This window comes from Kitasatospora sp. NPDC004240 (assembly GCF_053603215.1).
Window position 1 is genome coordinate 1 of the sequence record NZ_JBSGFD010000092.1, and the last position, 24,878, is coordinate 24,878.

The 24,878-nt window shown below is 73.0% G+C and carries 20 protein-coding genes; 11 read left to right on the forward strand and 9 right to left on the reverse strand.

Going from position 1 to position 24,878, the window contains the following annotated elements; translation table 11 throughout:
* Positions 1-40 precede the first annotated feature (40 nt).
* Entirely contained in the window at positions 41-1,957 is a 1,917-nt protein-coding gene (gene htpG / locus ACWEQL_RS23970) for a molecular chaperone HtpG (protein WP_452152347.1), read from the reverse strand.
* 502 nt (positions 1,958-2,459) lie between these two features.
* Here htpG and ACWEQL_RS23975 point away from each other — a divergent pair.
* Positions 2,460-3,530, forward strand: a complete 1,071-nt coding sequence (locus tag ACWEQL_RS23975; protein ID WP_452152348.1) for a LacI family DNA-binding transcriptional regulator — start codon at positions 2,460-2,462, stop codon at positions 3,528-3,530.
* A gap of 101 nt (positions 3,531-3,631) precedes the next feature.
* Here ACWEQL_RS23975 and ACWEQL_RS23980 read toward each other — a convergent pair whose 3' ends face one another.
* The gene (locus ACWEQL_RS23980) at positions 3,632-6,547 is read right to left on the reverse strand and encodes a glycosyl hydrolase (protein ID WP_452152349.1); all 2,916 of its coding nucleotides are present in this window, start codon (positions 6,545-6,547) and stop codon (positions 3,632-3,634) included.
* A 287-nt stretch (positions 6,548-6,834) separates the two neighbouring features.
* On the opposite strand from ACWEQL_RS23980, the gene ACWEQL_RS23985 reads away from it, so the two are divergent.
* The 7 genes from ACWEQL_RS23985 (at position 6,835) to ACWEQL_RS24015 (ending at position 14,319) form a co-directional block, all read left to right on the forward strand.
* Positions 6,835-8,136: an ABC transporter substrate-binding protein gene (locus ACWEQL_RS23985; protein ID WP_452152350.1), complete on the forward strand. Its 1,302-nt coding sequence runs from the start codon at positions 6,835-6,837 to the stop codon at positions 8,134-8,136.
* A gap of 71 nt (positions 8,137-8,207) precedes the next feature.
* Positions 8,208-9,149 (forward strand): carbohydrate ABC transporter permease, encoded by a 942-nt coding sequence (locus tag ACWEQL_RS23990; RefSeq protein ID WP_452152351.1) that lies wholly within the window; start codon positions 8,208-8,210, stop codon positions 9,147-9,149.
* A gap of 5 nt (positions 9,150-9,154) precedes the next feature.
* On the forward strand, positions 9,155-10,081 hold the full coding sequence (locus tag ACWEQL_RS23995) for a carbohydrate ABC transporter permease (protein ID WP_452152352.1): 927 nt from the start codon (positions 9,155-9,157) through the stop codon (positions 10,079-10,081).
* A 105-nt stretch (positions 10,082-10,186) separates the two neighbouring features.
* Entirely contained in the window at positions 10,187-11,611 is a 1,425-nt protein-coding gene (locus ACWEQL_RS24000) for a GH1 family beta-glucosidase (protein ID WP_452152353.1), read from the forward strand.
* A 634-nt stretch (positions 11,612-12,245) separates the two neighbouring features.
* Positions 12,246-13,100 carry a leishmanolysin-related zinc metalloendopeptidase gene (locus ACWEQL_RS24005; protein ID WP_452152354.1) on the forward strand — a complete coding sequence of 285 codons (855 nt, stop codon included), beginning with the start codon at positions 12,246-12,248 and terminating at the stop codon, positions 13,098-13,100.
* A 12-nt stretch (positions 13,101-13,112) separates the two neighbouring features.
* On the forward strand, positions 13,113-13,454 hold the full coding sequence (locus ACWEQL_RS24010) for a hypothetical protein (protein WP_452152355.1): 342 nt from the start codon (positions 13,113-13,115) through the stop codon (positions 13,452-13,454).
* Positions 13,455-13,719: 265 nt separating this feature from the next.
* Entirely contained in the window at positions 13,720-14,319 is a 600-nt protein-coding gene (locus tag ACWEQL_RS24015; RefSeq protein ID WP_452152356.1) for a phosphoribosylanthranilate isomerase, read from the forward strand.
* 22 nt (positions 14,320-14,341) lie between these two features.
* On the opposite strand, the gene ACWEQL_RS24020 is transcribed toward ACWEQL_RS24015, so the two are convergent.
* A complete protein-coding gene (locus tag ACWEQL_RS24020; protein ID WP_452152357.1) occupies positions 14,342-14,977 on the reverse strand; it encodes a hypothetical protein in 636 nt (211 codons plus the stop codon).
* A gap of 240 nt (positions 14,978-15,217) precedes the next feature.
* On the opposite strand from ACWEQL_RS24020, the gene ACWEQL_RS24025 reads away from it, so the two are divergent.
* A complete protein-coding gene (locus ACWEQL_RS24025) occupies positions 15,218-15,709 on the forward strand; it encodes an RICIN domain-containing protein (RefSeq protein WP_452152358.1) in 492 nt (163 codons plus the stop codon).
* Positions 15,710-15,818: 109 nt separating this feature from the next.
* Here the strand turns inward: ACWEQL_RS24025 and ACWEQL_RS24030 are convergent, their stop codons facing one another.
* Together ACWEQL_RS24030 and ACWEQL_RS24035 are read right to left on the reverse strand one after the other, a co-directional pair.
* Entirely contained in the window at positions 15,819-16,409 is a 591-nt protein-coding gene (locus ACWEQL_RS24030) for a DM13 domain-containing protein (protein WP_452152359.1), read from the reverse strand.
* Positions 16,410-16,543: 134 nt separating this feature from the next.
* A complete protein-coding gene (locus ACWEQL_RS24035; protein WP_452152360.1) occupies positions 16,544-16,993 on the reverse strand; it encodes a hypothetical protein in 450 nt (149 codons plus the stop codon).
* A 209-nt stretch (positions 16,994-17,202) separates the two neighbouring features.
* Between ACWEQL_RS24035 and ACWEQL_RS24040 the strand changes: the two genes are divergently transcribed.
* A complete protein-coding gene (locus tag ACWEQL_RS24040; protein ID WP_452152361.1) occupies positions 17,203-18,807 on the forward strand; it encodes a M1 family metallopeptidase in 1,605 nt (534 codons plus the stop codon).
* 166 nt (positions 18,808-18,973) lie between these two features.
* On the opposite strand, the gene ACWEQL_RS24045 is transcribed toward ACWEQL_RS24040, so the two are convergent.
* Positions 18,974-20,632, reverse strand: a complete 1,659-nt coding sequence (locus ACWEQL_RS24045; RefSeq protein WP_452152362.1) for a DHA2 family efflux MFS transporter permease subunit — start codon at positions 20,630-20,632, stop codon at positions 18,974-18,976.
* Between the two features lie 159 nt (positions 20,633-20,791).
* On the opposite strand from ACWEQL_RS24045, the gene ACWEQL_RS24050 reads away from it, so the two are divergent.
* Positions 20,792-21,811, forward strand: coding sequence for a helix-turn-helix transcriptional regulator (locus ACWEQL_RS24050; protein WP_452152363.1), 1,020 nt, complete (start codon positions 20,792-20,794; stop codon positions 21,809-21,811).
* A gap of 293 nt (positions 21,812-22,104) precedes the next feature.
* Here ACWEQL_RS24050 and ACWEQL_RS24055 read toward each other — a convergent pair whose 3' ends face one another.
* The 3 genes from ACWEQL_RS24055 to ACWEQL_RS24065 all read right to left on the reverse strand — a co-directional run bounded on the left by ACWEQL_RS24055 (position 22,105) and on the right by ACWEQL_RS24065 (position 24,877).
* A complete protein-coding gene (locus tag ACWEQL_RS24055; protein WP_452152364.1) occupies positions 22,105-22,497 on the reverse strand; it encodes a hypothetical protein in 393 nt (130 codons plus the stop codon).
* Between the two features lie 92 nt (positions 22,498-22,589).
* Positions 22,590-23,591, reverse strand: coding sequence for a TolB family protein (locus ACWEQL_RS24060; protein ID WP_452152365.1), 1,002 nt, complete (start codon positions 23,589-23,591; stop codon positions 22,590-22,592).
* Complete coding sequence (locus tag ACWEQL_RS24065; protein WP_452152372.1) at positions 23,558-24,877, reverse strand: MFS transporter; 1,320 nt, start codon at positions 24,875-24,877, stop codon at positions 23,558-23,560. Before ACWEQL_RS24065 ends, ACWEQL_RS24060 begins: the two co-directional genes overlap by 34 nt.
* Between the last annotated feature and the right edge of the window lies 1 nt (position 24,878).

A 24,878-nucleotide genomic window follows, 5' to 3' on the forward strand; every position in this document is an offset into this window, starting at 1 on the left:
GGCCCGCCGCGATGGCGGGCCGCCCCCGGCACGTCCGGGCTCAGAGCGCGCGGGTCAGGCGCTCCGTGAGGAGCCGGGTGAAGCGGGCCGGGTCGGGCAGGTCGCCGCCCTCGGCGAGGAGCGCGCCGCCGTAGACCAGCTCGGCGGTCTCGGCCAGCGCCGGATCGTCGGCGTTCGCCTCGTGGGCGGTGCGCAGCGCGGTGATCAGCGGGTGCGCCGGGTTGAGTTCCAGGATCCGCTTGACCGGCGGGACCTGCTGGCCCATGGCCCGGTACATCTTCTCCAGGGTCGGCGTCATGTCGTGGGCGTCGCCGACGATGCAGGCGGCGGAGGTGGTCAGCCGCGAGGACAGCCGGACCTGCTTCACCTGCTCGGACAGGGCCTGGGTCAGCCAGGGCAGCAGGGCGGCGAAGTCCTGCTCGCGCCGGGCCTTCTCGGCGTCGGCCTCCTCGTCACCGCCGGCCGGCCCGTCGAGGTCGACCTGCCCCTTGGCGATGGACTGCAACCGGTGGCCGTCGAACTCCGGAACCCGCTCGACCCACACCTCGTCGACCGGGTCGGTGAGGATCAGCACCTCGTAGCCCTTGGCGGCGAAGGCCTCCATGTGCGGGGAGTTCTCCACCATCGCCCGGGTCTCGCCGGTCAGGTAGTAGACCGCGTCCTGGCCGTCCTTCATCCGCCCGACGTACTCGCGCAGCGTCGTGGTCTTCTCCGGGTCGTGGGTGGAGGCGGCCGACACCAGCTCCAGCAGGGCCTCGGTGTTGTCGGTGTCCTCGATCAGGCCTTCCTTGAGCGCCCTGCCGAACTGGGTCCAGAACGTGGTGTAGCGCTCGGCGTCCTTCTTCTGCATGTCCTTGACCGCGCCGAGGACCTTCTTGACCAGGCGGCGGCGCACGCCGCGGATCTGCCGGTCCTGCTGCAGGAGTTCGCGCGAGACGTTCAGCGACAGGTCGTGGGCGTCCACGACGCCCTTGACGAAGCGCAGGTAGTCCGGCATCAGCGCTTCGCAGTCGTCCATGATGAAGACGCGCTTGACGTACAGCTGCACGCCGCGCCTGGTCTCCCGGGAGAACAGGTCGAAGGGCGCCTGCGAGGGGATGAACAGCAGCGCCTCGTACTCGAAGGTGCCCTCGGCCCGCATGTGGACGGTCTCGGCCGGGGGCAGCCAGTCGTGGGTGATCTGCTGGTAGAACTCGTGGTACTCGGCCTCGGTCACCTCGCTGCGCTGCCTGGCCCACAGCGCCTTCATCGAGTTCAGCGTGTCGACCTCGTGCGTGGTGGCGCCCTCGGCGTCGGTGCGCTCGGTGGCCATCCGGATCGGCCAGCGGATGAAGTCCGAGTACTGCTTGACGATCTGGCGGATCTTCCACTCGGCGAGGTAGTCGGCCAGCCCGTCCTCGCCGTCCACGGGCTTGAGGTGGAGGGTGACCGAGGTGCCCACGTCCAGACCGTCGACGGCCTGGATGTCGTACGTGCCCTCGCCGTCGGACTCCCAGAGCGTGCCGGAGTCGGTACCGGCCCGCCTGGTGCGCAGGGCGACCTTGTCGGCGACCATGAACGCCGAGTAGAAGCCGACGCCGAACTGCCCGATCAGGCTCTGGGCCGCGGCGGCGTCCTTGGCCTCCTTGAGCTTCTCCAGCAGGCCCGCGGTGCCGGACTTGGCGATGGTGCCGATCAGGTCGACGATGTCGTCCCGGGTCATGCCGATCCCGTTGTCGCGGACGGTGAGGGTGCGGGCGTCCGCGTCCACCTCCAGCGTGATGTGCAGGTCGGAGGTGTCGGCCCGCAGCTCGGGGTCGGTCAGGGACTCCAGCCGCAGCTTGTCCAGCGCGTCGGAGGCGTTCGAGATCAGTTCCCGCAGGAAGATGTCCTTGTTCGAGTAGATCGAGTGGATCACCAACCGGAGCAACTGACGGGTCTCGGCCTGGAACTCCATCGTCTCGACACTGCTACCCACCTGGGGGTCTCCTTCCGGATGACATCGTGCAGAACACCCGCCCGGGCATGGGTGGGCCGGGGCGGGAGGGAATCGGGGTGGTCGCGGGGACGCCGCCGTCACGCTCCCGCGGCACCTGGACCGTCGTCGGGTCGACGACATCTGACGACATGTTAAGGCGTTCGGGACGGTTCCCGCCGGGCGCCGCGAATTGTCGTACGCGTTCCGGGCGGGCCGTGTAGGGAGCCGGGGGGCGGGGTGCGTACGGACCCTGCCGACGGGCCGGGTGCGGCACGGTGGAGGGGACGGGTGCGGCCCGGCGGTCGTACCGGTACGGACCGGCGGACGGGGGTCGGTGGACCGGCGGTCGGGGTCGGTACGGGTCGGTACCGACCGATGGACGGGTCGGGTACGGACCGGCGGCCGTCCGGCCGGGGCCGAGACTCCTGGGAGCGCTCTCAAGCGGGCGGGTCAACACGCTAGGCTGCTGGTACAGCCACACGTTCCCGGAGAGGAGCCCACGGTGCCGGAGAGCGCCCCGCGACCGTCCACACCGACCGCCCCGGCGGGCCCGTCACAGCCCCGCCCCACACTGGAGTCGGTCGCCGAACGGGCCGGCGTCTCCCGGGCGACCGCCTCGCGGGTGATCAACGGGGGCGCGGGCGTGCGCGAGGCACTGCGGGAGAAGGTCCGGCAGGCGGTCGACGAGCTCGGGTACACGCCGAACCTGGCCGCCCGCACCCTGGTGACCCGCCGCAACGGGGCGATCGCGGTGGTGGTCGCCGAGCCTGAGAGCCGGGTCTTCTCCGACCCCTTCTTCGCCCAGCACCTGCGCGGGATCGGCCGGGAGCTGGCCGCCGCCGACAACCAGATGGTGCTGCTGCTGGTCGAGGGCGAGAGCGACTACGACCGGGTCGCCCGCTACCTGGCCGGCGGCCACGTCGACGGCGCACTACTGTTCTCGCTGCACCGCACCGACCCGATGCCCGACACCGCCCGGCGGGTCGGCCTGCCGTTCGTGATCGGCGGCCGCCCGGGCTGGCCCGGGGCCGAGTCCGACCGCGACCTGGTCTACGTGGACAGCGACAACCGCGGCGGCGCCCGGCTCGCCGTCCAGCACCTGAGGTCGCTCGGCCGGCGGCGGATCGCCACCATCACCGGCCCGCTCGACCAGACCTCCTCCCTCGACCGCCTCGACGGCTACCGCGACCTGCTCCCGGACGGCGATCCGGCGCTGATCGCCGAGGGCGACTTCACCCCGGACGGCGGCGGCCGCGCGATGTCCACCCTGCTGGAGCGCAGACCGGACCTGGACGCGGTGTTCGCCGCCTCGGACGCCATGGCCTCGGGCGCGCTGCGGGTGCTGCGCGCCGCCGGACGCCGGGTGCCGCAGGACGTGGCGCTGGTCGGCTTCGACGACGTCCGGTCGATCGCGGCCTGGACCGAACCACCGCTCACCACCGTGCGCCAGGACATCGAGGGCATGGGCCGGCTGATGGCCCGGCTGCTGCTGCGCCGCCTCGCCGACCCGGGGGTCAGTGCGCCGTCCTCGGTGATCACCCCGGTGGAGCTGGTGGTCCGCGCCTCGGCCTGACCGTTGTGTGAGTACGGCGGACGGACCCCGGCCGTGCGGGCGGCCGGGGTCCGTCGGAGGGCGGGCAGGTGGTCGGGGACCGAAGTGCGCGGGGCCTCCGGTCAGTCGAACGGGATCCGCAGCACCGAGGCGCTGCCCTGGGCCTGGGTGGCGCCCACCCGGAGCTGGGCCCGGGCGTTGCCGATGGCGGGCCAGACCTCGATCCGCACCGTGCCGCCCCGGAGGTCGCCCAGGGTGCCGGTGGCGGAGAGCAGGCCCGCGCCCGTCCCCGAGTAGCGCTCCCAGCCGGTGACCGGGTCGGTGGCGAAGTAGCGGTATGTCTCGACGCGGTCGACGACGCCGTCGCCGGTCAGGTCGTAGGAGACCCGGGCCTGCTGGCCGAGGCCGACGGAGCCGCCGGCGTCGACGTACAGGTCGAAGTCGGTCCGGGCACCGGCCCGCAGGGTCCCGTTGACGCCGCGGACCTCGTAGGCCACGGGCCGGTAGGGGGTGCCGTCGTGGTTGGCGCCGTCGGCGGACGGGAGCGTCACGGCGGTGGCGCCGGAGCCGTACCCGGTGGTGAGCCCGCCGCCGGGCTGCAGGAGGAAGGTGTTCCCGCTGGGCGTCGGCGTGGACGTCGGGGTCGGAGTCGGTGTGGAGGTGGGCGTGGGCGTGGGGGTGGGAGTGGGCGTGGGGGTGGGAGTCGGCGTGGGCGTGGGCGTGGGGGTGACCCCGCCGGTGCCGCCGTCCTGGAAGGAGCCTCGTTCGCTCGCCGTCGAGCGGGCCGGCACGGTCAGGGTGTGGCCGTCCGAGAAGCGGACGGTGCGCACCGTGGTGGTGTAGTTGTGCGCCACGTGGGTGCGGGTGGCGCCGGAGACGAACACGGCCGCGGTGGGCGCGTCGGCGGTGACCGTCGTGTCCGGGGTGCCGAGGACGGCCAGGTTGCCGATCCAGTGGGCGGTGTGGGCCTTGGACTCGCCCTCCTCCGGGGTGTAGCCGGCGTTGCCGGCGTCCCAGTGGGCCTTGGCGGCCGCGGGATCGGTCAGCGCCTCGGTCTCCCAGAGCAGGTCGCGCCAGTCGGTGTAGCCGCCGCCGTTGTTGGCCCGCAGCTCGGCGAGGTTGGCCGCGAGGTCGTCGCGGCGCCCTGCCAGGTAGAGCGAACCGCCGTTCAGCGGGAGGAAGTTGATGCCGTGGATCATGCCCGGGGAGGCCGTCCACCAGGTCGAGTAGGCGGCGCCGCTGCCCCACACCATCCCGGCCGTGCCGTGCTGGAAGGAGGCGGGGAAGACCTGGCGGTCGGCGTCGAACCAGTACTGGCGCACCGCGTTCGCCTCGGTGGTGTACAGGTAGACCCCGAGGTCACGGAGGGTGTCGTCGCCGGTGGCCGAGCCGTAGAGGATCAGCGCGGAGGAGAAGTTCAGCGACTCCGAGGAGGACTCCTGGTTGTTGCCGGCCGCGAAGCCGGCGTGGCCGGAGGCCCAGGCGTGCCCGGCGTACGGGTCGAAGCCGCGCAGCCACGGGAACCGGCCGTCGCCGCGGTCGGCGTTGGCGGCGTCCTTGGCGAGCAGGCGCACCATGCCACCCCAGGCGGAGTCGGCGGCCCACGCGGCGTCGTAGCGGGCGACGGTGGCGGCCGCCCGGACGAAGTAGCCGTAGTGGAAGTGGTGGTCGTTGAGCTCGGCGTCGCTGCCGTAGGAGGCGGGGTAACCGATCAGGGTCTTCCAGGTGGCGTCGTACGCGAAGACCGTTGAGCCGGTGCCGCGGAACCAGGTCTCCAGTCGGCCCTTGAGGAGGCCGAGCAGCTTGTCGCGGGTGGCGCCGTCGCCGAGCTGGTCGGCGACGGGGACGAGTTCGGCGAGCCGGCCGAGCGCCTTGCCGGTCCAGTAGGTGTCGGTGGCGCCGGCGAACGGGTCGGCGGCGTCGGCGGCCTGGCGGACGAGGGCGCTCAGCGCGGCCCGGTCCTGCCCGCCGACGTCGGGCAGCGACGGGAGCACGCCGCCGACCGACTGCCTGGTGGTGAACGAGCCGCCCTCGCGGACCTTCATGGTGCCGCGCGGGGAGGTGTAGGTGAGCGGGGTCAGCGGGTCGGCGGAGGCCTGCCACTGGTGCGGGTAGAGCGCCATCAGGGTGCCGCCGGCGCCGCCCGGCTCCTGCGCGGTGGTGGTGGCGGTGTAGGTGGTCGCGAGGGCGCCGGCGGCGGCGTCGTACGACCAGGCGACCTTGGTGTCGGTGACGAAGTCGTAGGCGTGGGCGCGGAACCTGCCCAGGTCTCCGGGTGAGGGCAGGACGGCGACGGAGTAGTAGTCCTTGGCGCCGAGGGCGGCGGTCAGGGTGGTGCCGGCGACGTTCCAGGTGGTGCCGGTGGGGGCGAACAGGCCGTAGTGGTGGCCGCCGACGGTGATGCCGAGGACGTTGCCCTGCTGGGCGAAGACGGTCGGCGCGGTGGCGGTGGTGACCTGGGCCGCGCCGCCGGTGGCGTGGGCGTAGACGTACGGCAGGCCGTGGCCGACGGTGGCGCGCAGGGTGCGCGTGCCGTCCGACCAGTACGGGGTGACCGTCCAGTCGCTCCAGCCGTCGACCTTGGTGTCCGGGGAGTCGAGGCCGGCCACGCCGACGGTGAGGTCGCGGGTGTGGGTGAGGTCGTACTGCCGTCCGTCGGGCGTGATGGTCGGGGTGGTGGGGTAGCCGACCTCCAGCCCGGCCGCCCGGGCCTTGAAGGTCATCGGGTGGGCGTAGAGGTTCTCGGAGTACGGGTTGCCGGCGTAGCGCTGGTAGATCAGCGAGGACCACCAGTCGTTGGTGGGCGCGGCCTGGCCGGCCATCCGGGCGGTGACCTTGGGGGTGACCGGGGCGCCGTCGGAGTTGGAGGGTCCGACGGTGCCGGCCGGCCGGGTGCTGCTGTAGCCGCCGAGGCCGACGGGGACGGTGGCCGCGGCGGCGCTGCCGGCGCCGACGGTCGCGGTCAGCGCGGCCGCCGCGGCCAGGGCCAGGGCGGTGACGGCTGACGCCGGACCGCGCAGTGGACGGAGGAGCTTCATGGGCGTGCACCTCGGGTGGGGGGCGGGCGACGGATGAGAGCGCTCTCAGCGACGGACCGTAGGGGCGCCGACCGCAGAGTGTCAACGGGAACGGCGAGAACGGTTGCATTCACAACCCGAAGGCGCAGCTCGCCAGTTCTCGGAGATTACGTTCAGATTTCGACCCCTTGACGGCCGTGGGTCCGCCCGGCAGTCTCAAGCATCACTGAGAGCGCTCTCAAGAAGCGGTTCATCAGTCGACCACCGCCACCGACCACCCCGTCATCCGCCGCCCAGGAGGCACCCCCATGCGTCCCTTCAGAATCCGTCGCCGGGCCACCGCCCTCGGCAGCGCGGCCCTCGCCGCCGCCCTACTGCTCTCCGCGTGCAGCTCCACCACCGGCTCCCAGGACGCCGCCGGCGGCAAGGTGACCCTCACGGTGGACCTCTTCGGCACCTTCGGCTTCAAGGAGAGCGGCCTCTACGACGAGTACATGAAGCTCCACCCGAACATCACCGTCAAGCAGACCGACACCCAGGACGAGGGCCAGTACTGGCAGGCCCTGCAGACCAAGCTGGCCGGCGGCGGCGGACTCGGCGACATCCAGGGCCTGGAGGTCGGCCGCGCGGCGAGCGTCGTCCAGAAGCAGTCCGACAAGTTCACCGACCTCAGGACGCTCGGCCTCGGCAACGTCAACGACGAACTCGTCCCCTGGAAGGGCGCCGCGGTCAAGACCGCCGACGGCAAGGTCCTCGGCGCGGGCACCGACATCGGCCCCGAGGCGATCTGCTACCGCACCGACCTCTTCAAGGCCGCCGGCCTGCCCACCGACCGCGACGAGCTCGCCGCCAAGTGGTCCACCTGGCAGGGCTACCTCGACCTCGGCCGCCAGTACGTCGCCAAGGCCGAACCCGGCAACGCCTGGACCGACAGCGCCGCCGGCATGTTCACCGCCGAGGTCGGCCAGCAGAAGGTCCGCTACGCCGACGAGTCCGGCAAGCCCGTCCACGAGACCAACCCGGCCGTCCGCACCGCCTGGGAGGACGCCACCCGCCTGGTCGCCGACAACCTCTCCGCCAAGCTCGCCCAGTGGACCCCGGAGTGGAACAAGGCCTTCACGACCGGCAAGTTCGCCACCCTCAGCTGCCCCGCCTGGATGATCGGCTTCATCAAGGGCCAGGCCGGCGCCGCCGGTTCGGGCAAGTGGGACATCGCCCCCGGCCCCGGCCGCACCGGCAACTGGGGCGGCTCCTACCTGGCCGTCCCCCGCACCTCCAAGCACCCCAAGGAGGCCGCCGAGCTGATCAAGTGGCTCACCGCCAAGGAGCAGCAGGCCACCCTCTTCACCAAGCAGGGCTCCTTCCCGTCCTCCATCGGGGCCCAGGCCGCGATCAAGGACGTCACCGACCCGTACTTCAACAGCGCCCCCATCGGCAAGATCTTCAGCGAGTCCGCCACCGCCATGCCCGCCCAGGTCCTCGGGGTGGACGACGGTGTGGTCGGCAAGGCGTTCACCGACGCCCTCGGCGAGGTCGAGCGGACCGGCACCGCACCCGAGACCGCCTGGAAGCACGCGCTGGAGACCGTCAAGAAGGCCAACGGCAGCTGACCACCCCCTCTCCCGGCCCGCGCCGCCGCCCTCCCCGGCGGCGCGGGCCGGGAGCCCGTCGAAGGACCCCCATGGCCCTGACCTCCCCCGCCCGGCTGCCCGCCGCCGGGCCCGCGAAGCCCCGCCCGCGCCGGGCCGCCCGGCTCGCCCCGTACGGCTTCCTCGCCCCGTTCTTCACCCTGTTCGCGGCGTTCGGCCTGTTCCCGCTGCTCTACACCGCCTACATCTCCCTGCACCGCGTCGAGCTGCAGACCTCCGACCGGATGGACTGGCTGGGCCTGCGCAACTACACCCGCCTGCTCGACGACCCGTTCTTCTGGAACGCGCTCGGCAACACCTTCACCATCGGCGTGCTCTCCACCGTCCCCCAGCTCCTGATGGCCCTCGGCCTCGCCCACCTGCTCAACCAGAAGCTGCGCGGACAGACCTTCTTCCGGGTCTCCATGCTGCTCCCGTACGCCACCTCGGTGGCCGCCGCCACCCTGGTCTTCGCCCAGCTGTTCGGCCGCGACTACGGGCTGATCAACTGGCTGCTGAGCAGCGCGGGCCTGCACCCCGTCGACTGGCAGGCCGACACCTGGGCCTCCCAGCTCGGCGTCTCCGCGATCGTCACCTGGCGCTGGACCGGCTACAACGCGCTCATCTACCTCGCCGGCATGCAGACCATCCCCGGCGAGCTCTACGAGTCCGCCGCCGTCGACGGCGCCTCCCGCTGGCAGCAGTTCCGGCACGTCACCATCCCCGGCCTGCGCCCCACCATCGTCTTCACCGTGGTGGTCTCCACCATCGGCGCCACCCAGCTCTTCGGCGAGCCGCTCCTCTACGAGGGCAACGCGGCCGGCGGCATCTCCCACCAGTACCAGACGCTCGGCCTCTACCTGTACGAGCAGGGCTGGACCTTCTTCCACCTCGGCCGCGCCGCGGCCGTCGCCTGGGTGATGTTCCTGCTGATCGTCCTCCTCTCCCTGGCCAACGCGGCACTCGCCGCCCGACGCAACCGTACGGACCGGTGATCCTCGTGACCACGTCGACCCGCCCGGACCCGGCGACCCGCAAGACCCCCACCGACGCCCCGGCCCCGCCCGGCCGTGCCCGCCGTACGGACCGGCCGCGCAAGGCCCCGCGCTCCCCGCTGCACGGCGGCCCGCTGGTCTACACCGTGCTCGCCCTCGCCACCCTGGTCTCCGCGTTCCCCTTCTACTGGACCCTGGTGGCCGCCAGCCGGTCCAACGCCGAACTGAGCTCACCCACCCCGGCGCTCACGCCCGGCGCCAACCTGTTCCACAACCTCGGCGAGGCGCTCCAGCAGGCCGAGATCGGCACCGCCCTGCTCAACTCGCTGATCGTGTCCGGCACGGTCACCGTCGGCGTGGTGCTCTCCTCCACCCTGGCCGGCTTCGCCTTCGCCAAGCTCCGCTTCCGCGGCCGCGGCGCCCTCCTCGGCCTCACCATCGCCACCATGATGATCCCGCCGCAGCTCGGCGTGATCCCGCTGTTCATGGTGATCGTCCGCCTCGACCTGCAGAACAAGCTGCCGTCGGTGATCCTGCCGTCCCTGGTCTCGGCGTTCGGCGTGTTCTTCATGCGCCAGTACCTGCTGCGTGCCCTGCCCGACGAGCTCATCGAGGCCGGCCGGGTCGACGGCGCCTCGATGCCGAGGATCTTCCGCTCGATCGTGCTGCCCGCCGCCCGGCCCGGCATGGCCGTGCTCGGCATGCTCACCTTCATGGCCACCTGGAACGACTTCTTCTGGCCGATCGTCGCCCTCAGCTCGCAGAACCCCACCGTGCAGGTCGCCCTGAAGTCGCTCGGCCAGGGCTACGTCCCCGACCAGTCCGTCGTCATGGCCGGCACCCTGCTCGGCACCCTGCCGGTCCTCGTGGTCTTCGCGCTGCTCGGGCGTCAGATCGTGGGCGGCATCATGCAGGGCGCCGTCAAGGGCTGACCCCACGCCCGACGGACCCCACCCCCGGCGGGCCCGCCCCGCCCGCGGGCCGCACCCGCCGAACCCCCACGCCGTGAACCCCAACCCACCTCACCGGAGCGCGACATGAGCGTCGAGACCCTCCCCTCCTCCCCCACCGTCCAGGGCTTCCCCACCGGCTTCGTCTGGGGCGCCGCCACCGCCGCGTACCAGATCGAGGGCGCCACCGCCGAGGACGGCCGCACCCCCTCCATCTGGGACACCTTCAGCCGGGTCCCCGGCGCCGTCCGCAACGGCGACACCGGCGACATCGCCGCCGACCACTACCACCGCTACCGCGAGGACGTCGCCCTGATGGCCCGCCTCGGCCTCGGTGCCTACCGCTTCTCGCTCTCCTGGCCCCGGGTACGACCCGGCGGCACCGGCCCCGCCAACCCGGCCGGCCTCGACTTCTACGACCGCCTCGTCGACGAGCTCCTCGCCCACGGCATCGCCCCCGTCGCCACCCTCTACCACTGGGACCTCCCCCAGGAGTTGGAGAACCGCGGCGGCTGGACCGACCGCGACACCGCCCACCGCTTCGCCGAGTACGCCGACCTCGCCGCCCGCCGCCTCGGCGACCGCGTCCCCACCTGGACCACCCTCAACGAGCCCTGGTGCAGCGCCTTCCTCGGCTACGGCAACGGCGTCCACGCCCCCGGCCGCAAGGACCCGGTCGCCGCCCTCACCGCCCACCACCACCTGCTGCTCGCCCACGGCCTCGGCACCGCCGCCCTGCGCGCCGCGCTCCCGGCCGCCGCCCAGGTCTCCCTCACCCTCAACCTGGCCGCCGTGCGCCCGCTCTCCACCGACCCGGCCGACCTCGACGCCGCCCGCCGCATCGACGGACTCGCCAACCGCATCTTCCTCGACCCCGTCTTCCACGGCCGCTACCCCGCCGACGTCCTCGCCGACACCGCCGGCCTCACCGACTGGTCCTTCGTCCGGGACGGCGACCTCGCGGAGATCTCCCGCCCCGTCGACTCGCTGGGCATCAACTACTACACGCCCACCGTCGTCGCCGCCGACGACCCCGCCCACCCGGCCCCCCGCCAGGACGGCCACCAGGGCGACTCCCCGTGGCCCGCCGACCAGGGCATCCGCTTCCTGCCCGCCGAGGGCAGCCGCACCGCCATGGGCTGGCCGGTGGACGCCGACGGCCTGTACGAACTCCTCACCCGCCTGCGCGACGACCTGCCCGGCGTCCCGCTCCTGGTCACCGAGAACGGCGCCGCCTACGAGGACTACAGCGACCCCCACGGCGCCGTCCACGACCCCGAGCGCGTCGCCTACCTGCACGCCCACCTCGGCGCCGTCCGCCGCGCCCTGGACGAGGGCGCCCCCGTCCGCGGCTACTTCCTCTGGTCGCTCCTCGACAACTTCGAGTGGGCGTACGGCTACAGCAAGCGTTTCGGCATCGTCCACGTCGACTTCGCCAGCCAGCGCCGCACCCCCAAGGACAGCGCCCACTGGTACGCCGAGGTCATCCGCACCGGGAACCTCCCCGCCTGACCCGCGCGGCGCGAGGGGCGGGCCCGCGGGCACTCCTGGTGGACGGGCCCGGCCGGCCTGCCCCGGTGGGGTACTCCCCGGCCCGGCCCGCGCCCGGCTCATCCTCCGTCAATACTTCTGCACCACACGACGGTTGGAGCTCCGCCTCGCGCGTCGCGACCCACCGGCCCGAGCGGCCGTCACGGCCGCGGCTCGCGAGGGGCCCTCCGCGGCCCCGGTGGCGGGGACGCCCGAACGATCGCCCGGGCACGCCGATCCGCGAACCACCGTCACCATCCGTCCCCGCGGCGCGACTCCACGCGTCCGCCGATCCCCCGCTACCGCGCGCATCCCCGGCGCCACGCAGCGAACAGGGCCGCCGCGGAGGGTTCCGGAAGGTCGGGAGCGAGAGACAATCGAAGAGGACACGGGAGCGCAGCGCCGGCCACGTGCGCGACATCCCCGCGCGCGACCCGACCCGACAGGTCCGGCGAGCCCTCCTCACGATCTCCGATCGCCCTGCCGCCCGTGGCCCTTCCCGACCCGACATCGCGAGGGCCCGGCACCGGGCGCGGCACCCCCTGCGCGCGCCCCGGCACATCCGCACACACCACCACTCGTACCCGACCGACTTCCCACGAAGGGGTGGGAGCCCATGAGCGCCAACGAGATCCACCTCGCACGAGCCGACCACGAGGTCGCCAAGCGCCTCGCCGACACCGAGTCCCCCTACACCATCGAAGTCGAGTTCATCGGCGGGCTGACCGACTCCCAGAAGAGCGCGTTCAAGCAGGCCGCCGACCGCTGGGCCCGCGTCATCGTCGGCGACCTCCCCGACGTCATCATCGACGGCCGCCTCGTCGACGACCTGCTCATCAAGGCCGAGGGCAGGGCCATCGACGGCCCCGGACGCATCCTCGGCCAGGCGGGGCCCACCCATCTGCGGCCCGGCCCCGGGGCCTTCGAGTTCATCCCCGCCGCCGGCCTGATGTCCTTCGACCAGGACGACCTCGCGTCGATGGAGGGCAACGGCACGCTGGTCGACGTCATCATCCACGAGATGGGGCACGTCATCGGTGTCGGCACCATCTGGAAGCACAAGCGTCTCCTGCGCGGCGTCGGCACCGACAACCCGACCTTCATCGGCCCGAACGCCGCCACCGAGTACGCCGCTCTGGTGGGCGACGGCTCACCGAGGCGGGTGCCCGTGGAGAACCGCGGTGGCCCCGGCACCGCCGAGGCCCACTGGCGCGAGACCGTCTTCGACAACGAGCTGATGACCGGCTTCGTCGGCCGGGCGGGCAACCCCCTCAGCCGGGTCACCGCGGCGAGCCTCAAGGACCTCGGGTACGTGGTCGACCTCGACGCGACCGACCCCTACGTCCTGCCCAATCACCTCCAACTCGCCGAGCGCGGCGTACTGCTGACCCACACCGCTCCCATCGATGTCGGCGTCGTGCTCCCCACCATCCCCGACCTGCTGCCCGCCCGCAGTCTGCAGGCCGTCTGAGAGCACGCCGCCATGGCGGACAACGACCGACCCCGTCGCGAGGACGAGCCCTACGCCGTCCGGCGTCCCGAGGCCTCGATCCTCGACAGCCGCTCCGTCGTCCCCCGGGACAACGTCGTACGCCCCCCACCGAACCGCTTCACCCACGTCCTCACCGACGACCGGCCCTACTGGTACGACGGGAGCCGGCCCGACGGCCCGCCCGACGGCGTCATCCCCACCGGAACCACCGTCACCCTGCTCGTCCGGACCGAGGACCGCTGCCGCGTCGTCACCCCTGCCGGTCTCTACGTCACCGTCCCCTGCGGCTGCCTCGGCCCGCTGCGGGACCCGACGGTCGGCGAAGGCGCGTGACACGGCGGGCAGGTCCACGCCGGACCTGCCCGCCGTGACGTGCTACCGGATGGTGAAGGCGCCCCCGTCGACGTGGACCGTCCGGCCGGTGATGTTCGGAGCGGGAACGCGCCGCGCCGGTCGCGACGCTCGACAGGCCGATCACGGACGTCCGGCGGTGACGGCCCGCGAACAGGGCGGGTGAGCACTGCCCGGCGCAGGGTCGGAGGCTGTGGGCCGCAGGCACTACCCTGGCAGGGCCGTCTAGCGGGGAGTGTCCGGGAACGTGTTCGTGAAGATCTGCGGTCTGAGCACCGCTGCGGATGTCGCGACGGCCGTCGCGGCCGGGGCCGACGCGGTGGGCTTCGTGCTCACCGAGAGTCCGCGGCGGGTGGCGCCCGCGCTGGCGCGGGAACTGGTGGCCGGGGTGCCCGAGGGGGTGCTGACGGTGGCGGTGTTCCGCGAGGAGCCGGCGGCGTACGTCCGGGCGGCCGTGCTGGAGGCCGGCGTACGGGCGGTGCAGTTGCACGGCAACCACCCGGCGTCCGCGTTCGCCGAGCTCGGCGACCTGGGGCTGCCGCTGATCCGGGCGACCTCGGCCGAGGCCGCGGCCGGAGCGGACTGCGGGGACTTCGGCGAGCAGATGCTGCTGCTGGACTCGCCGGTGCCGGGATCCGGGGACGCGTGGGACTGGTCCGAGCTGGGGGCCCGGCCGCCGGCGGGCACGTGGCTGCTGGCCGGCGGGCTGAACCCGGCGAACGTCGCCTCGGCGATCACGACGGCCCGCCCGTGGGGCGTCGACGTCTCCAGCGGGGTCGAGGCGCGGCGCGGCGTCAAGGACCCCGAGCTGATCACGCGGTTCGTCCGGGCGGCCAAGACCGCCTGACCCCCGAGGCGGGGCCCGGTCGCTACCGGAGTCCGATCAGGCCCCAGCCCCGTTCCCCGGCCCGGGTGACCACCTCTCCCCACTCGCGCAGGAGGTCCGCGGTGGCCTCGAAGCTGCCCGGGCGGCCCGCCCAGCGGGCCGCCTCGATGCCGAAGGGCTCGCGGAGTTCCTCCAGCCGCGGCGCGGCCAGCTCCCAGGCGCGGACGAGTGCCGGCACCTCCTCGGGCGCGCGCAGCAGCAGTACGCGCGGTCGCCACGGTTCGGGGTCGTCGGGGAAGCCGGCCGCCGGGGCGGGGTCGTCGTCGTCCGTGTCCGGCGCCGCGGGGTCGTACGGGCCGTCCCACACCAGGCCGCCGAGGAACCCGTCGAGGGCCTCGCGCAGGTCGGGCGCGGCCAGGTCGCGCATGTCCTCCCAGGCGTTGGCGAGGTGGAAGTGCCAGGCGTAGGTTCCGGTGGTCCCGAAGAACCGGTACTCGGCGCACCACGGTGGCCGCCCCCGCCACACCCAGCCGCCGGGCACGTCGCAATCGGCGTCGAAGCAGCGGTCGCAGCAGAAGTCCGGGAAGACGGCGTCGTCCAGTGCGGCGAGCCGCTCGGCGGCCGGTATCCGGGCGAGGTGGTCCCAGTCGGCCATGACCACGGTGATGTCCAGTCCCATCGGCGCAGGCTACCAAGCGGCCCCTCGGCTTCCCGGGGGCGCGTATTCCGTGGGCCGGCCGTACCGGCTCGACGAGGAGGGTGTTCGGACCCAAAGGATCTACAAATTCGAACAACTGTTGCATCGTCAGCTGATTGATCGTTAAAGTTTCGACCGCCAACCGGATGCGGAGTGCATGCGGGGGCGAGACAGTCAGAATCATCGGGGGAATTTCATATGTTCAACTCTGTACGTAGGTCCATGCGCACCCTCGCGAGCGCCGGCGTCATGCTCGCGATCGCGGCCGCGACCGTCGTCGCCGGCCCCGCCACCCAGGCCTCGGCCGATGGCTACACCGAGAAGATGAAGAACGCGAACAGCGGCAAGTGCCTGGTCGTCCAGGGCGACGGGAACGGCAACCGCGCGTTCCAGTACGAGTGCGGGCCCTACGCGGACCAGCGGTGGTGGTTCGACGACGACGCCAACCCCGGCAGCGGCATCTTCGAGGTGCACCCCGACAGCGTCAAGTGCCTGACGGTGCAGGGCTACAACGACGGCGCTCCGGCCTTCCAGTACGACTGCACCGGTCTCCCCGACCAGTCCTGGCGGCGGATCTGGCTGGGCGAGGGCATCTACCAGCTGAAGAACGTCAACAGCGGTAAGTGCCTGGTCGTCCAGGGCAAGGAGGACGGCCGGGGCGCGATCCAGGCCACCTGTGACACCCGCTTCGCGGACCAGATCTGGCGGTCCTGATCGCCCGGCCTGTAGACGCAGGCCCTCGAACACGACGCGCCCGGCCGGAGCACCCTCCGGCCGGGCGCTTTCGTCGCGTTCCGGGCCGGTCGAGCCCTCTACGCGCCCGTCAGCCCGTCGTGGCGGTCAGGTCGGCGGCGCCGAAGCCCACGGAGAAGCGGTGGCACCAGATCACCGCGCTGCGGACCTTCGACAGGTCGGTCCCGGCGGGCACGGTGTAGTTCTGGTTGCCGCGGTTGCCCTTGAGCGGGGCGAGCTCGACGGCCCCGTCGCCGAGGGTGTCGAGCCGTGACTCGGACGCCGGACGGGTGGAGAGGTAGACGCGGACGTCGGGGCCCTCCGAGGTCCGCAGGTCCTCCAGGCGCAGCACGGAGGTGCCGTCGGGCAGCCGGAGCAGGCGGGCGGTTCCGGTGGTCTCGTGCTCGCCGGAGACGAAGCCGCCGCGGGCCAGGTCGACCGGGCCGGCCTGGACGGGCGTCGCGGGCGTGGGCGCGGACCGCGGCGTCGACGGGTCCGGCGACGGGGTGACGGGGGCGGCCACCACCGGGCCGGGCAGTGCCTCGTCGACCGTCGTATTGGTGAACGCCTTCCAGGGCTCGAACAGGTACAGCCCCGCGACGGCGACGGCCAGGACCACCGTGATCACGCCCGCCAGGACGCGTCGGGGCAGTCGGCCGAGGACGGGAACACGGTTGAGCATCGGGGCCTCCACAGGGCTTGCCATCGGTCGTACCGCTCATGGGTACACCGGGGCGGCGGGCCCGCGGCAGCGGAGAGCGTATCCGTAAGGAAGCGGAAAGGACCTGCGGGCGGTGGAGGTCGGCGTCGACCGCCTCACCCGTCCGTACGGCCGACCGGGCCCACGAGGTCTCCGATCGGATCGACGGCCCCGCGTGACGTGCGGCACCGCCACCAGGCCCCGGCGGCGTCCGCACCCGGCTCCATCGGGTGTGTGTGGCCGGGGCATTCGGGCCACTGGATGAACTCGTACCCCGTGAGACGGTCCTGCACGAGTTCCGCCACGAACCGGGTCAGCGACGCGGGAGTGAGTCCCAGGTCGATACTCCGGCCGAACTGCGGTTCATCATCCGCATACCATCCCACGACCGGTGCTCGCGCATCGCCGTGGTCGTCCTCGGCCAGCATCCACCGCACACCGTCGGGGAGGCTCTGCGGGATGGTGCGGAGCAGGTCCCGGCCGACGCGCGCGCAGGACTCGGCAAGCCCGGCCGGCACACGGTCGTTCGGCGTGCCGGCCAGACTCCAGGTGCTGAGAATCCTCATCCCACCAAGCTATCGGGCGCGACGAAACACCCACCCCGGCGGGCCGGTTGATCGCAACGACGGGGGGAGCGGGGCCTTCGCCCAGGTCGACCACGGCCTCGGGACGCGCGCGGGCGTCGCGGCGCTCTCCCCCGGGCCCGGTCGCCGACGGTAGCCTTTCGTGCACGTATCGCCATCGGCTCCGCACGCGGGGCAGAGGGAGGACTCCGATGACCGGTTGGCGCGGTGGTGCCGACGTTCCGTCACCCGTCCGGCAGAGGCGGGCGTCCCGTCGCCTGCGGCGGTCCGCGGTGGTGGCCGCGGTCGCGTTGGCGCTGGCCTCGTCGCTCGCGGGGCCCGGGGCGGCGGCCGAGGACGTCGTCGAGGCGGCCTCACCGGGGGCGCCGGGGCTGGGGGACCCGCTGTTCCCGCTGGACGGCAACGGCGGCTACGAGGTCGGGCACTACACCCTGGATCTCGACTGGTCGGCGCCCCTGACGGCGTTCCCCGCGCGGACGGACATCGAGGCGGTGGCGACGCAGTCGCTGTCGCGCTTCAACCTGGACTTCGCCGGCAACACGCTCGGCCGGGTCCTGGTGGACGGGCGCGAGGCGGCGGCCGTGCGGGAGGGTGACGAGCTGGTGGTGACCCCGCCGCGGACGATCCGCCGGGGGCAGCCGTTCACCGTACGGGTGGAGTACACGGCGGACCCGACCCAGGTGCGGCACCGTGACGACGCGATCGAGACGTACGGGTGGATCCCGACGCCGGACGGGACGGTGCTCTACCCGCAGCCGAACGGCGCCAAGATGATCTTCCCGGCGAACGACCACCCGAGCCGTCCGGCACGGTTCAGCTTCCGCGTCACCGTCCCGCAGGAGCTGACCGCCGTCGCCAACGGCGAGCTCACCGAGCGGCGCGAACTCGGCGACGGGCGGGTCCGGTGGAGCTACGAGTCCGGGGACCCGGTCTCGACCCAGCTGGTCCAGGTGGCCATCGGCCGGTACAGCCTGCTGACCGGCACGGGCCCGCACGGGCTCCCGCTGCGCGACGCCGTCCCCACCGACCTGGTCGAGCGCGTCGAGCCGTACCGCCGGCTCACCCCCGGCCACCTGGACTGGCTGGAGCAGCGCCTCGGCCGCTACCCGTTCGGCACGTACGGCATCCTCGTCGCGCACACCGACCTCGGGGTGGCACTGGAGACGCAGACGCTGTCGCTGCTCCCGGAGGCCGACCTGCTGGGCGACCGGGTGGACGCCGAACGCAATCTGGTGCACGAGCTGGCGCACCACTGGTTCGGGGACGGCGTCGGTCTCAGGGCCTGGTCCGACCTGTGGCTGAGCGAGGGTCATGCGCGCTTCTACGAGCGGCTGTACTCCGAGGAGCACGGCGGGGTGAGCTTCGAACAGGCGATGCGGACCGCGTACGCCAGCCACGACCGGTGGCGCCGGGACTTCGGGGCGCCGGCCGCCCCGACCGAGCCCACGCTCTTCAAGCGGATGCGCTACGACGGGTCCGCCCTGGTGCTGTACGCGCTGCGCGAGGAGGTCGGGGACGCCGCCTTCCGGGCCGTGGAGCGCGCCTGGGTCGAGCTCTACCGCCACCGGCCGGCCGGGACCGCCGACTACATCGAGCTGGCCTCCCTGGTGACCGGCCGGGACCTCCGCGGCTTCCTCACCGCCTGGCTCTACGGCGAGCACACCCCTGCGATGCCCGGCCACCCGGACTGGACGGTCGATCCGCTCCCCCGCGTCCCCGGTCCGACCGACCCGGCCGACCCGGCCGACCCGGCCGACCCGACCGACCCGACCGTCGACGGCTCCGAACGGCCGTGACCGGCGTCATGCCGAACTCCGCCGGTCAGGGACCATCAACCGGGAAGACCCGGAGCGGGGGTGCGGCCGTGATCGGCCCGGGCCCGCCCACAACGGCACCGCCTGGCGGATTCCGGCCGCCACCCGCCCGGACGGCGCGGATCAAACCGAGATCGTCATCAGCCTGCTAGGCATGGGTCCGACCGGCGTTGATCTCGGCGTCCGGTGCCGCGTCGGCGGCGTCGCCCTCCCCCCACTGCCGGGCGCCCTGCTGGGGCCGGGGGATGAGGAAGGTCGCCAGCATGCCGAGGGCGAGCAGCGCGGCACAGGTGTGGCCGTTGATCTGGATCGCGTGGGACATGGCGTCGCGGGCGGCGTCGGCGGCGGACGCCGTCTGCGGGTGGTCGCCCAGCCCGGAGATCATCGCGCCGGCGCTGTCGGAGACCGCCGAGGACAGCTGGTCGGCGCCGGCCTCGGGCATTCCCTGCTCGACGAGCCGGTCCGACAGGTCGGAGGTCAGTGTCGTGAAGAACGTCGAGGTCAGGACCGCGATACCGAGTGCGGAGCCGAGCTGGCGCGCGGCGCTCTGGATTCCGGAACCCTGGCCGGCCTGCCGCGGCGGCACGTCCGCCAGGACCACGTTGGTGACCTGGGCGGTGGCGAAGCCCACCCCCGTGCCGTACAGGAACAGGGCAATGGCGATGACCCACCACGGGGAGTCGCTGCCGGCCAGCAGGCCGAACATCAGCAGGCCGGCGGCCTCCAGGACCAGGCCGATCCGGACCAGGCCGACCGGCCCGGTCTTCTCGGCCATGCCGAAGCTCGCGCCGCTCGCGACGAAGCTGCCGACCGCGACGACGAAGACCAGCAGCCCGGTCCGGACCGGGGAGTACCCCAGGGCGTACTGGAGCCACAGCGGCAGCACGGCGAGCATGCCGAACTCGGCCAGGGCGATGATGAGTGTCGCGATGGTGCCCGTGCTGAAGGACTTGGTGCCGAACAGCGAGGTGTCCATCAGCGGCGCCGTCCCGTTGCCCCGGGTGAGCCGCACCTGGAGGAACAGGAAGAGGGCGAGACACACCACCGCGACGACCAGGGCGACCGGGACGACCGACAGGCCCGTGCCGTCCCCGAAGGGTCCGAAGTCCTTACGCGGTTCCCACCAGCCGTAGTTGCGTCCCTCGATCAGCGCGAACGCGAGGAGTCCGAGGCCCGGCACCGACAGCACCGCGCCGACGGCGTCGATCCGTCCCGGCTGGCGGGGGGAGGGTCGGAGGAACGTCATGACGCCGACGAGGATCAGCGCGACGACCGCGATGTTGATGCCGAAGACCCACCGCCAGGAGTAGTCGGCGAGCCAGCCGCCCAGCAGCGGTCCGACCGCGGCGGCCGCCCCGATCGTCGATCCCCAGATCGCGAACGCCTTGCCGCGGTCCGGACCCCGGAAGGTCAGATTGAGCAGCGCCAGCGACGTCGGCATGATGATCGCGCCACCGACACCCTGCGCGAACCGGCCGGCGATCAGCAGCTCCCCGGTGGGCGACACCGCCGCGGCGATGCTGGCCAGCCCGAAGATCACGGTCCCGACCGTGAACAGCCCGCGCGCTCCCAGGATGTCCGACAAGCGGCCCATCACCAGCAGCAGGGCGGCCAGGACGATCGCGTAGGACTCCTGGATCCATTGAGCGCCGAAGGCCGAGATCTCCAGGTCGTCGATGATCGGCGGCATCACCACATTGACGATGGTGAAGTCCACGACCACCAGCGAGACACCGAGGGAAATGGCGAGAAGGCCCAACCAGGCGTCCCGGTTGGTGGGTGAGGGCCGAGCAGGGTTCTCGGACACAGCGTTCCTCCGTCTGTTCGATGGGTGTGCACCCGGTTCGGTCGCCGAGGGCGAGGTACCGGGGTGCCGGGGAGGCGGGCCGCCTCCGAGCCAGTGGCACCCTGCCGGAAGAAGAGGACGTACTCTGACCGCTACTGAGACCAATCGGGAGGGCAATCCGTGATCGCCAACCGAACGCTGGAGCTGCTCAGCCTGCTTCAGGCCCAGAAGGAGTGGACCGGCGACGGTCTGGCCGAGCGGCTGGGGGTGTCCCCGCGGACGGTCCGGCGCGACATCAACCGACTGCGCGAACTGGGCTACCCCGTCACGGCACGCAAGGGCCCCTCCGGCTTCTACCGGCTGTCCCGCGGAGCGCGGCTGCCCCCGCTGATGGTCGACGACGAGCAGGCCATCGCCATCGCGCTGGCCCTGCAGACGGCTCCGGCCTCGGTGACCGGGATGGGGGACGCCACGAAGCGGGCGCTGAACTCCATCAAGGAGCTCCTGCCTCCGCACCTGGCCCGCAGGCTGGCGACCTTCTCGATCGAGCAGATGGAGAACGCCTGGGAGCTGGCTCCGCCCCAGGTCGATCCCGCGCTGCTGGCGCAGCTGAGCGCCGCCGCGCAGCAGCGCGAGGTGGTGCGGTTCGCCTACCGGTCCATCGACCGCGACCCGGTGGAGGACGACGAGGTCCTGGCCGAACCCCATCGGCTCGTCGTCTGGTCCGGTCGCTGGTATCTGGTGGCGTACGACCAGCGCAGGAACTCCTGGCACACCTACCGGCTCGACCGTATCGGGCAACTGACCTCCACCGCCTGGCGGTTCGGTCCTCGGGAAGTGCCGGAGGCGGACATCACCCGCTTCGTCCAGAGCCAACCCGACCGGGGGGACACCGCGGACAGGTGGCCGTGCTGGGGCACCGTCCTGATGGAGTGCCCCGCGACGCTGGTGGCGAAGTGGGCTCCGGGCGCGGCGAGCTTTGAAGCGATCGACGAGCGGATCACCCGGATCCGGATGGGGGCGTGGTCCTGGTCGGGGCTCATCGGCTTCCTCGTCACCTTCAATTGCCGGTTCACCGTCGAAGGCCCGCCCGAACTCGCCGAAGCGGCCCGCCAGGTGATCGGACGCCTCGACGTCGGGGTGCCCCTGCCCGACGAGCGCGCGCCGGAGCCGGCCGGTTCGGTTCGAGCCGGTGCCTGAGACCGGAACGAACGGCCCGCATTCCTTCCACGACGTTGTCGAGACCCCCTCTGCGCGGGACCCGGCACTGCGGGAACAAGGGAGAAGGAGAACCGGATCAGCGTGGACGTGGCCGTGGGAATCCGGCCGCGCTCGGCACGTACCTCACCGTGGCGCGCCTACGGCACGAGATCATCCGGATCGCCCGGGCGCACGCGAGGCGCGGAGGCGCCGCCCTCCCGGCGCGCTCGGCGCCGTACGACCGACGCCGGGGCCGACGGGCCCGGCAGGCGGTCACACCCCCGTGCCCGGGATCACAGGACGACCGGGCCGGTCACCAACGCCGGGCCGGGTTCCTCCTCCGGGCCGGCGGCCGGGCCGCCGGGTGTGCGCAGGCGCGTCACCTCCGCCTCCAGCTCGGCGACACGGGCCTCGAGCCGCCGCACGTCCCGGGCCGCCTCCTGGTACCCCTCCTTGTGGCGCCTGGCGACGTGGCTGAGGGTGTCCACCCGGTCCGCGAAGGCGTCGCGCTCGGCGGCGATCGGCTGGACGACCTGGCCGACGACGACGGCCGCGATCCAGTCGACCCACGCGTTGATGTGCTCGGCGCCCTGGTCGCCGGTCAGTTCGGCGTTCTTCAGGCCTTCGAGCATGGCCGGGCGGATGGCGTCGGCGATGCGCCGCTGCGGGCCGTGCTGCTCGGTCACAGCGGCTCCTCGGGGACGATGCGGATGGCTTCCCCGCCCGCGTCGGTGCGGGTGGTGCCGGGAAACGATCCTCCCATGCTCCGGCCGCCGGGTCAGTCCGGCGCCGCCGGCACGGTCACCGGCGACGAACCGCCGGGCACCAGCAGGTGCGGCGCCCCGCCACCGTCCGCCGGCACGCTCCAGACGTCGCTGCCCTTCCCGTCCCGGGCCGGCAGCGCGTAACCGAGCGTCTCCCCGTCGAGCCAGGCCGCCTGGTCGTCCACGCTGCGTGACTCCGCCAGCGGGTGCTCGCGCATCCCCGCCAGTTCCAGGACGTGGAGCCGCCAGGGCGCCGCCGGGTCGGCCGAGACCTTCTTCTTGAAGGCGATCCGGGTGCCGTCCGGCGACAGCGAGGGGCACTCCACGTTCTCCCGCAGGGTGCGGGCCGACCACGCCCGCAGGTCGCCCTCGACCAGGTGGGTCCGGCCGCCGGTCGAGACGGTGGCGTAGAAGCGGTTGTCGTCGGCGGCGAAGTTGACGCCCCAGTAGTTGACGTCGGCGGCGTGGTAGCGGGCGCCGTCGAGGGTCAGCGGGATGGACTCGACCGATTTGACCAGGTAGCCGGTGCGCAGGTCCAGGATCGACGTCCGGGTGGAGAAGGTGCCCGCCGCGTAGGAGTCCCCCACGGCGAAGGTGGTCCAGGAGAGCAGGTGCCCGGAGGCCGACACCCGGGCCCGGTTCGGGATCCCGGGCACCGTCACCGTCCGGAGCTCGGTGAACCGCCGGTCGTACACCACCGCCTGGGTGCGGGCCGGGGCACCGGGCAGCGCCCGCAGGCACAGGGCCCGGTCGCCCCCGGCGTGGAAGCGGACACAGGACGGCCCGTCCGGCACCCCCGGGCTGCGGGCCACCCGGCCGGTGGCGGTGTCCCGGTAGTAGAGCCCGGGCTCGTTCAGGGTGAACGAGCTCTCCGCGGCGACGAGCCGCTGCCCGCCTCCGCGCTGCCGGGCGTGCAGCACGTACCCCAGCGAACCGCCCAGCAGCACCAGGGCGGCGACGATCAGCAGCACCGGACGCGCCTTCACGGGACCTCCTTCTCCGGCAGGATCCGCCATGCGGCGGCGAGCGCGGCGGCCAGCGCGAGGGCGGCCGCCGCCAGGGCCGGACGCGGCCCCCACCACGTCCAGGCCGCCCCGAAGCCGGCCGCCCCGCCCAGCCGGGCCAGCGCCTGGCCGGTCTGGAGCACCGCGAGCCCGCTCGCCCGGCCGTCGAGCGGCAGTACCGGTCCGGCGAGTGCCATCAGCACGCCGTCGGTGGCGGCGTAGAAGACGGCCAGGAGCACCAGGACCAGGACGGCGGCCGGCCAGCCCGGCGGAGCCATCAGCGTGAGGTAGGCCGCCAGCAGTGCGCCGTGCCCGCAGAGGAACGGAACGCGTCGGCCCGTCCGGTCCGCGATCCGGCCCACCGGTACGGCCAGCAGCAGGTAGCCGGCCGCGGCACCGAGCGGCAGCAGCGGGAAGAGCAGGGGCGGCACGTCCAGGCCGCGCTGGAGCAGGAGGTAGAGGAAGGAATCGCCGATCGTGGCGGCGCCCAGCAGTGCCGCGACCGCGACGGTCCGCCGGAACACCGGGTCGGCGAGTGCCTTGCTCCTCCTCCTTCCGGTCGGCCCGGCCCCGGCCGCCGCGACCACCGACCCTGCCGCGGCCCCGGCCGCCACGACCGCCGACCCCGCCGCGACCACCGACCCTGCCGCGGCCCCGGCCGCCGGCCCTGCCGCGGCCGGGACGAACAGCACCAGCACCAGCACGCCGAACAGCCCGATGGCGAAGCTGACCACGAAGACCGCGTCGTACGCGTCCGCCGTCGCCCACAGCACCGCGAACGCGACCAGGGGCCCGAGCAGCGCGCCCGTGGTGTCCATCGCCCGGTGCACGCCGAACGCCCGGCCGAGCTCCTCCGGTCGGGCGCTGAGCGAGATCAGCGCATCCCGCGGCGCGGTCCGCACGCCCTTGCCGAGCCGGTCGGCGGCCAGCGCGGCGGCGATCCCGCCGGCCGCCCCGCCGGCCAGCAGCAGCCCGAGCCGCGAGAGCGCCGAGAGCAGGTAGCCGACCCCGGCGACCGTCCGGTGCCGGCCGCCGCCGCGGTCCGCGAGCCTGCCGCCGAGCAGCCGGACCAGCGCCGTCAGACCGTTGAACAGTCCGTCGAGGAACCCGAATTGCAGAGGTGAGAGGCCGAGCCCCAGCACCAGGTAGAGCGGCAGTACGGCGGTGACCATCTCCGAGGAGACATCGGTGACCAGGCTGACCGCGCCGAGGGCGATGACCGTGCCGGGGACGCGCCGTCCCGTCCCGGCGGGGCGGGACGGCGCGTCCGTACGGCGGCCGGTGGTGGCCAGGTACATC

Bases quoted from the DNA above. Each gene is read 5' to 3' on its own strand.
- ACWEQL_RS23980 (WP_452152349.1), bottom strand. From the start codon at position 6,547: ATGAAGCTCCTCCGTCCACTGCGCGGTCCGGCGTCAGCCGTCACCGCC.
- ACWEQL_RS23985 (WP_452152350.1), top strand. From the start codon at position 6,835: ATGCGTCCCTTCAGAATCCGTCGCCGGGCCACCGCCCTCGGCAGCGCG.
- ACWEQL_RS23990 (WP_452152351.1), top strand. From the start codon at position 8,208: ATGGCCCTGACCTCCCCCGCCCGGCTGCCCGCCGCCGGGCCCGCGAAG.
- ACWEQL_RS24000 (WP_452152353.1), top strand. From the start codon at position 10,187: ATGAGCGTCGAGACCCTCCCCTCCTCCCCCACCGTCCAGGGCTTCCCC.
- ACWEQL_RS24005 (WP_452152354.1), top strand. From the start codon at position 12,246: ATGAGCGCCAACGAGATCCACCTCGCACGAGCCGACCACGAGGTCGCC.
- ACWEQL_RS24010 (WP_452152355.1), top strand. From the start codon at position 13,113: ATGGCGGACAACGACCGACCCCGTCGCGAGGACGAGCCCTACGCCGTC.
- ACWEQL_RS24020 (WP_452152357.1), bottom strand. From the start codon at position 14,977: ATGGGACTGGACATCACCGTGGTCATGGCCGACTGGGACCACCTCGCC.
- ACWEQL_RS24025 (WP_452152358.1), top strand. From the start codon at position 15,218: ATGCGCACCCTCGCGAGCGCCGGCGTCATGCTCGCGATCGCGGCCGCG.
- ACWEQL_RS24030 (WP_452152359.1), bottom strand. From the start codon at position 16,409: ATGCTCAACCGTGTTCCCGTCCTCGGCCGACTGCCCCGACGCGTCCTG.
- ACWEQL_RS24035 (WP_452152360.1), bottom strand. From the start codon at position 16,993: ATGAGGATTCTCAGCACCTGGAGTCTGGCCGGCACGCCGAACGACCGT.
- ACWEQL_RS24040 (WP_452152361.1), top strand. From the start codon at position 17,203: ATGACCGGTTGGCGCGGTGGTGCCGACGTTCCGTCACCCGTCCGGCAG.
- ACWEQL_RS24060 (WP_452152365.1), bottom strand. From the start codon at position 23,591: ATGGCGGATCCTGCCGGAGAAGGAGGTCCCGTGAAGGCGCGTCCGGTG.
- ACWEQL_RS24065 (WP_452152372.1), bottom strand. From the start codon at position 24,877: ATGTACCTGGCCACCACCGGCCGCCGTACGGACGCGCCGTCCCGCCCC.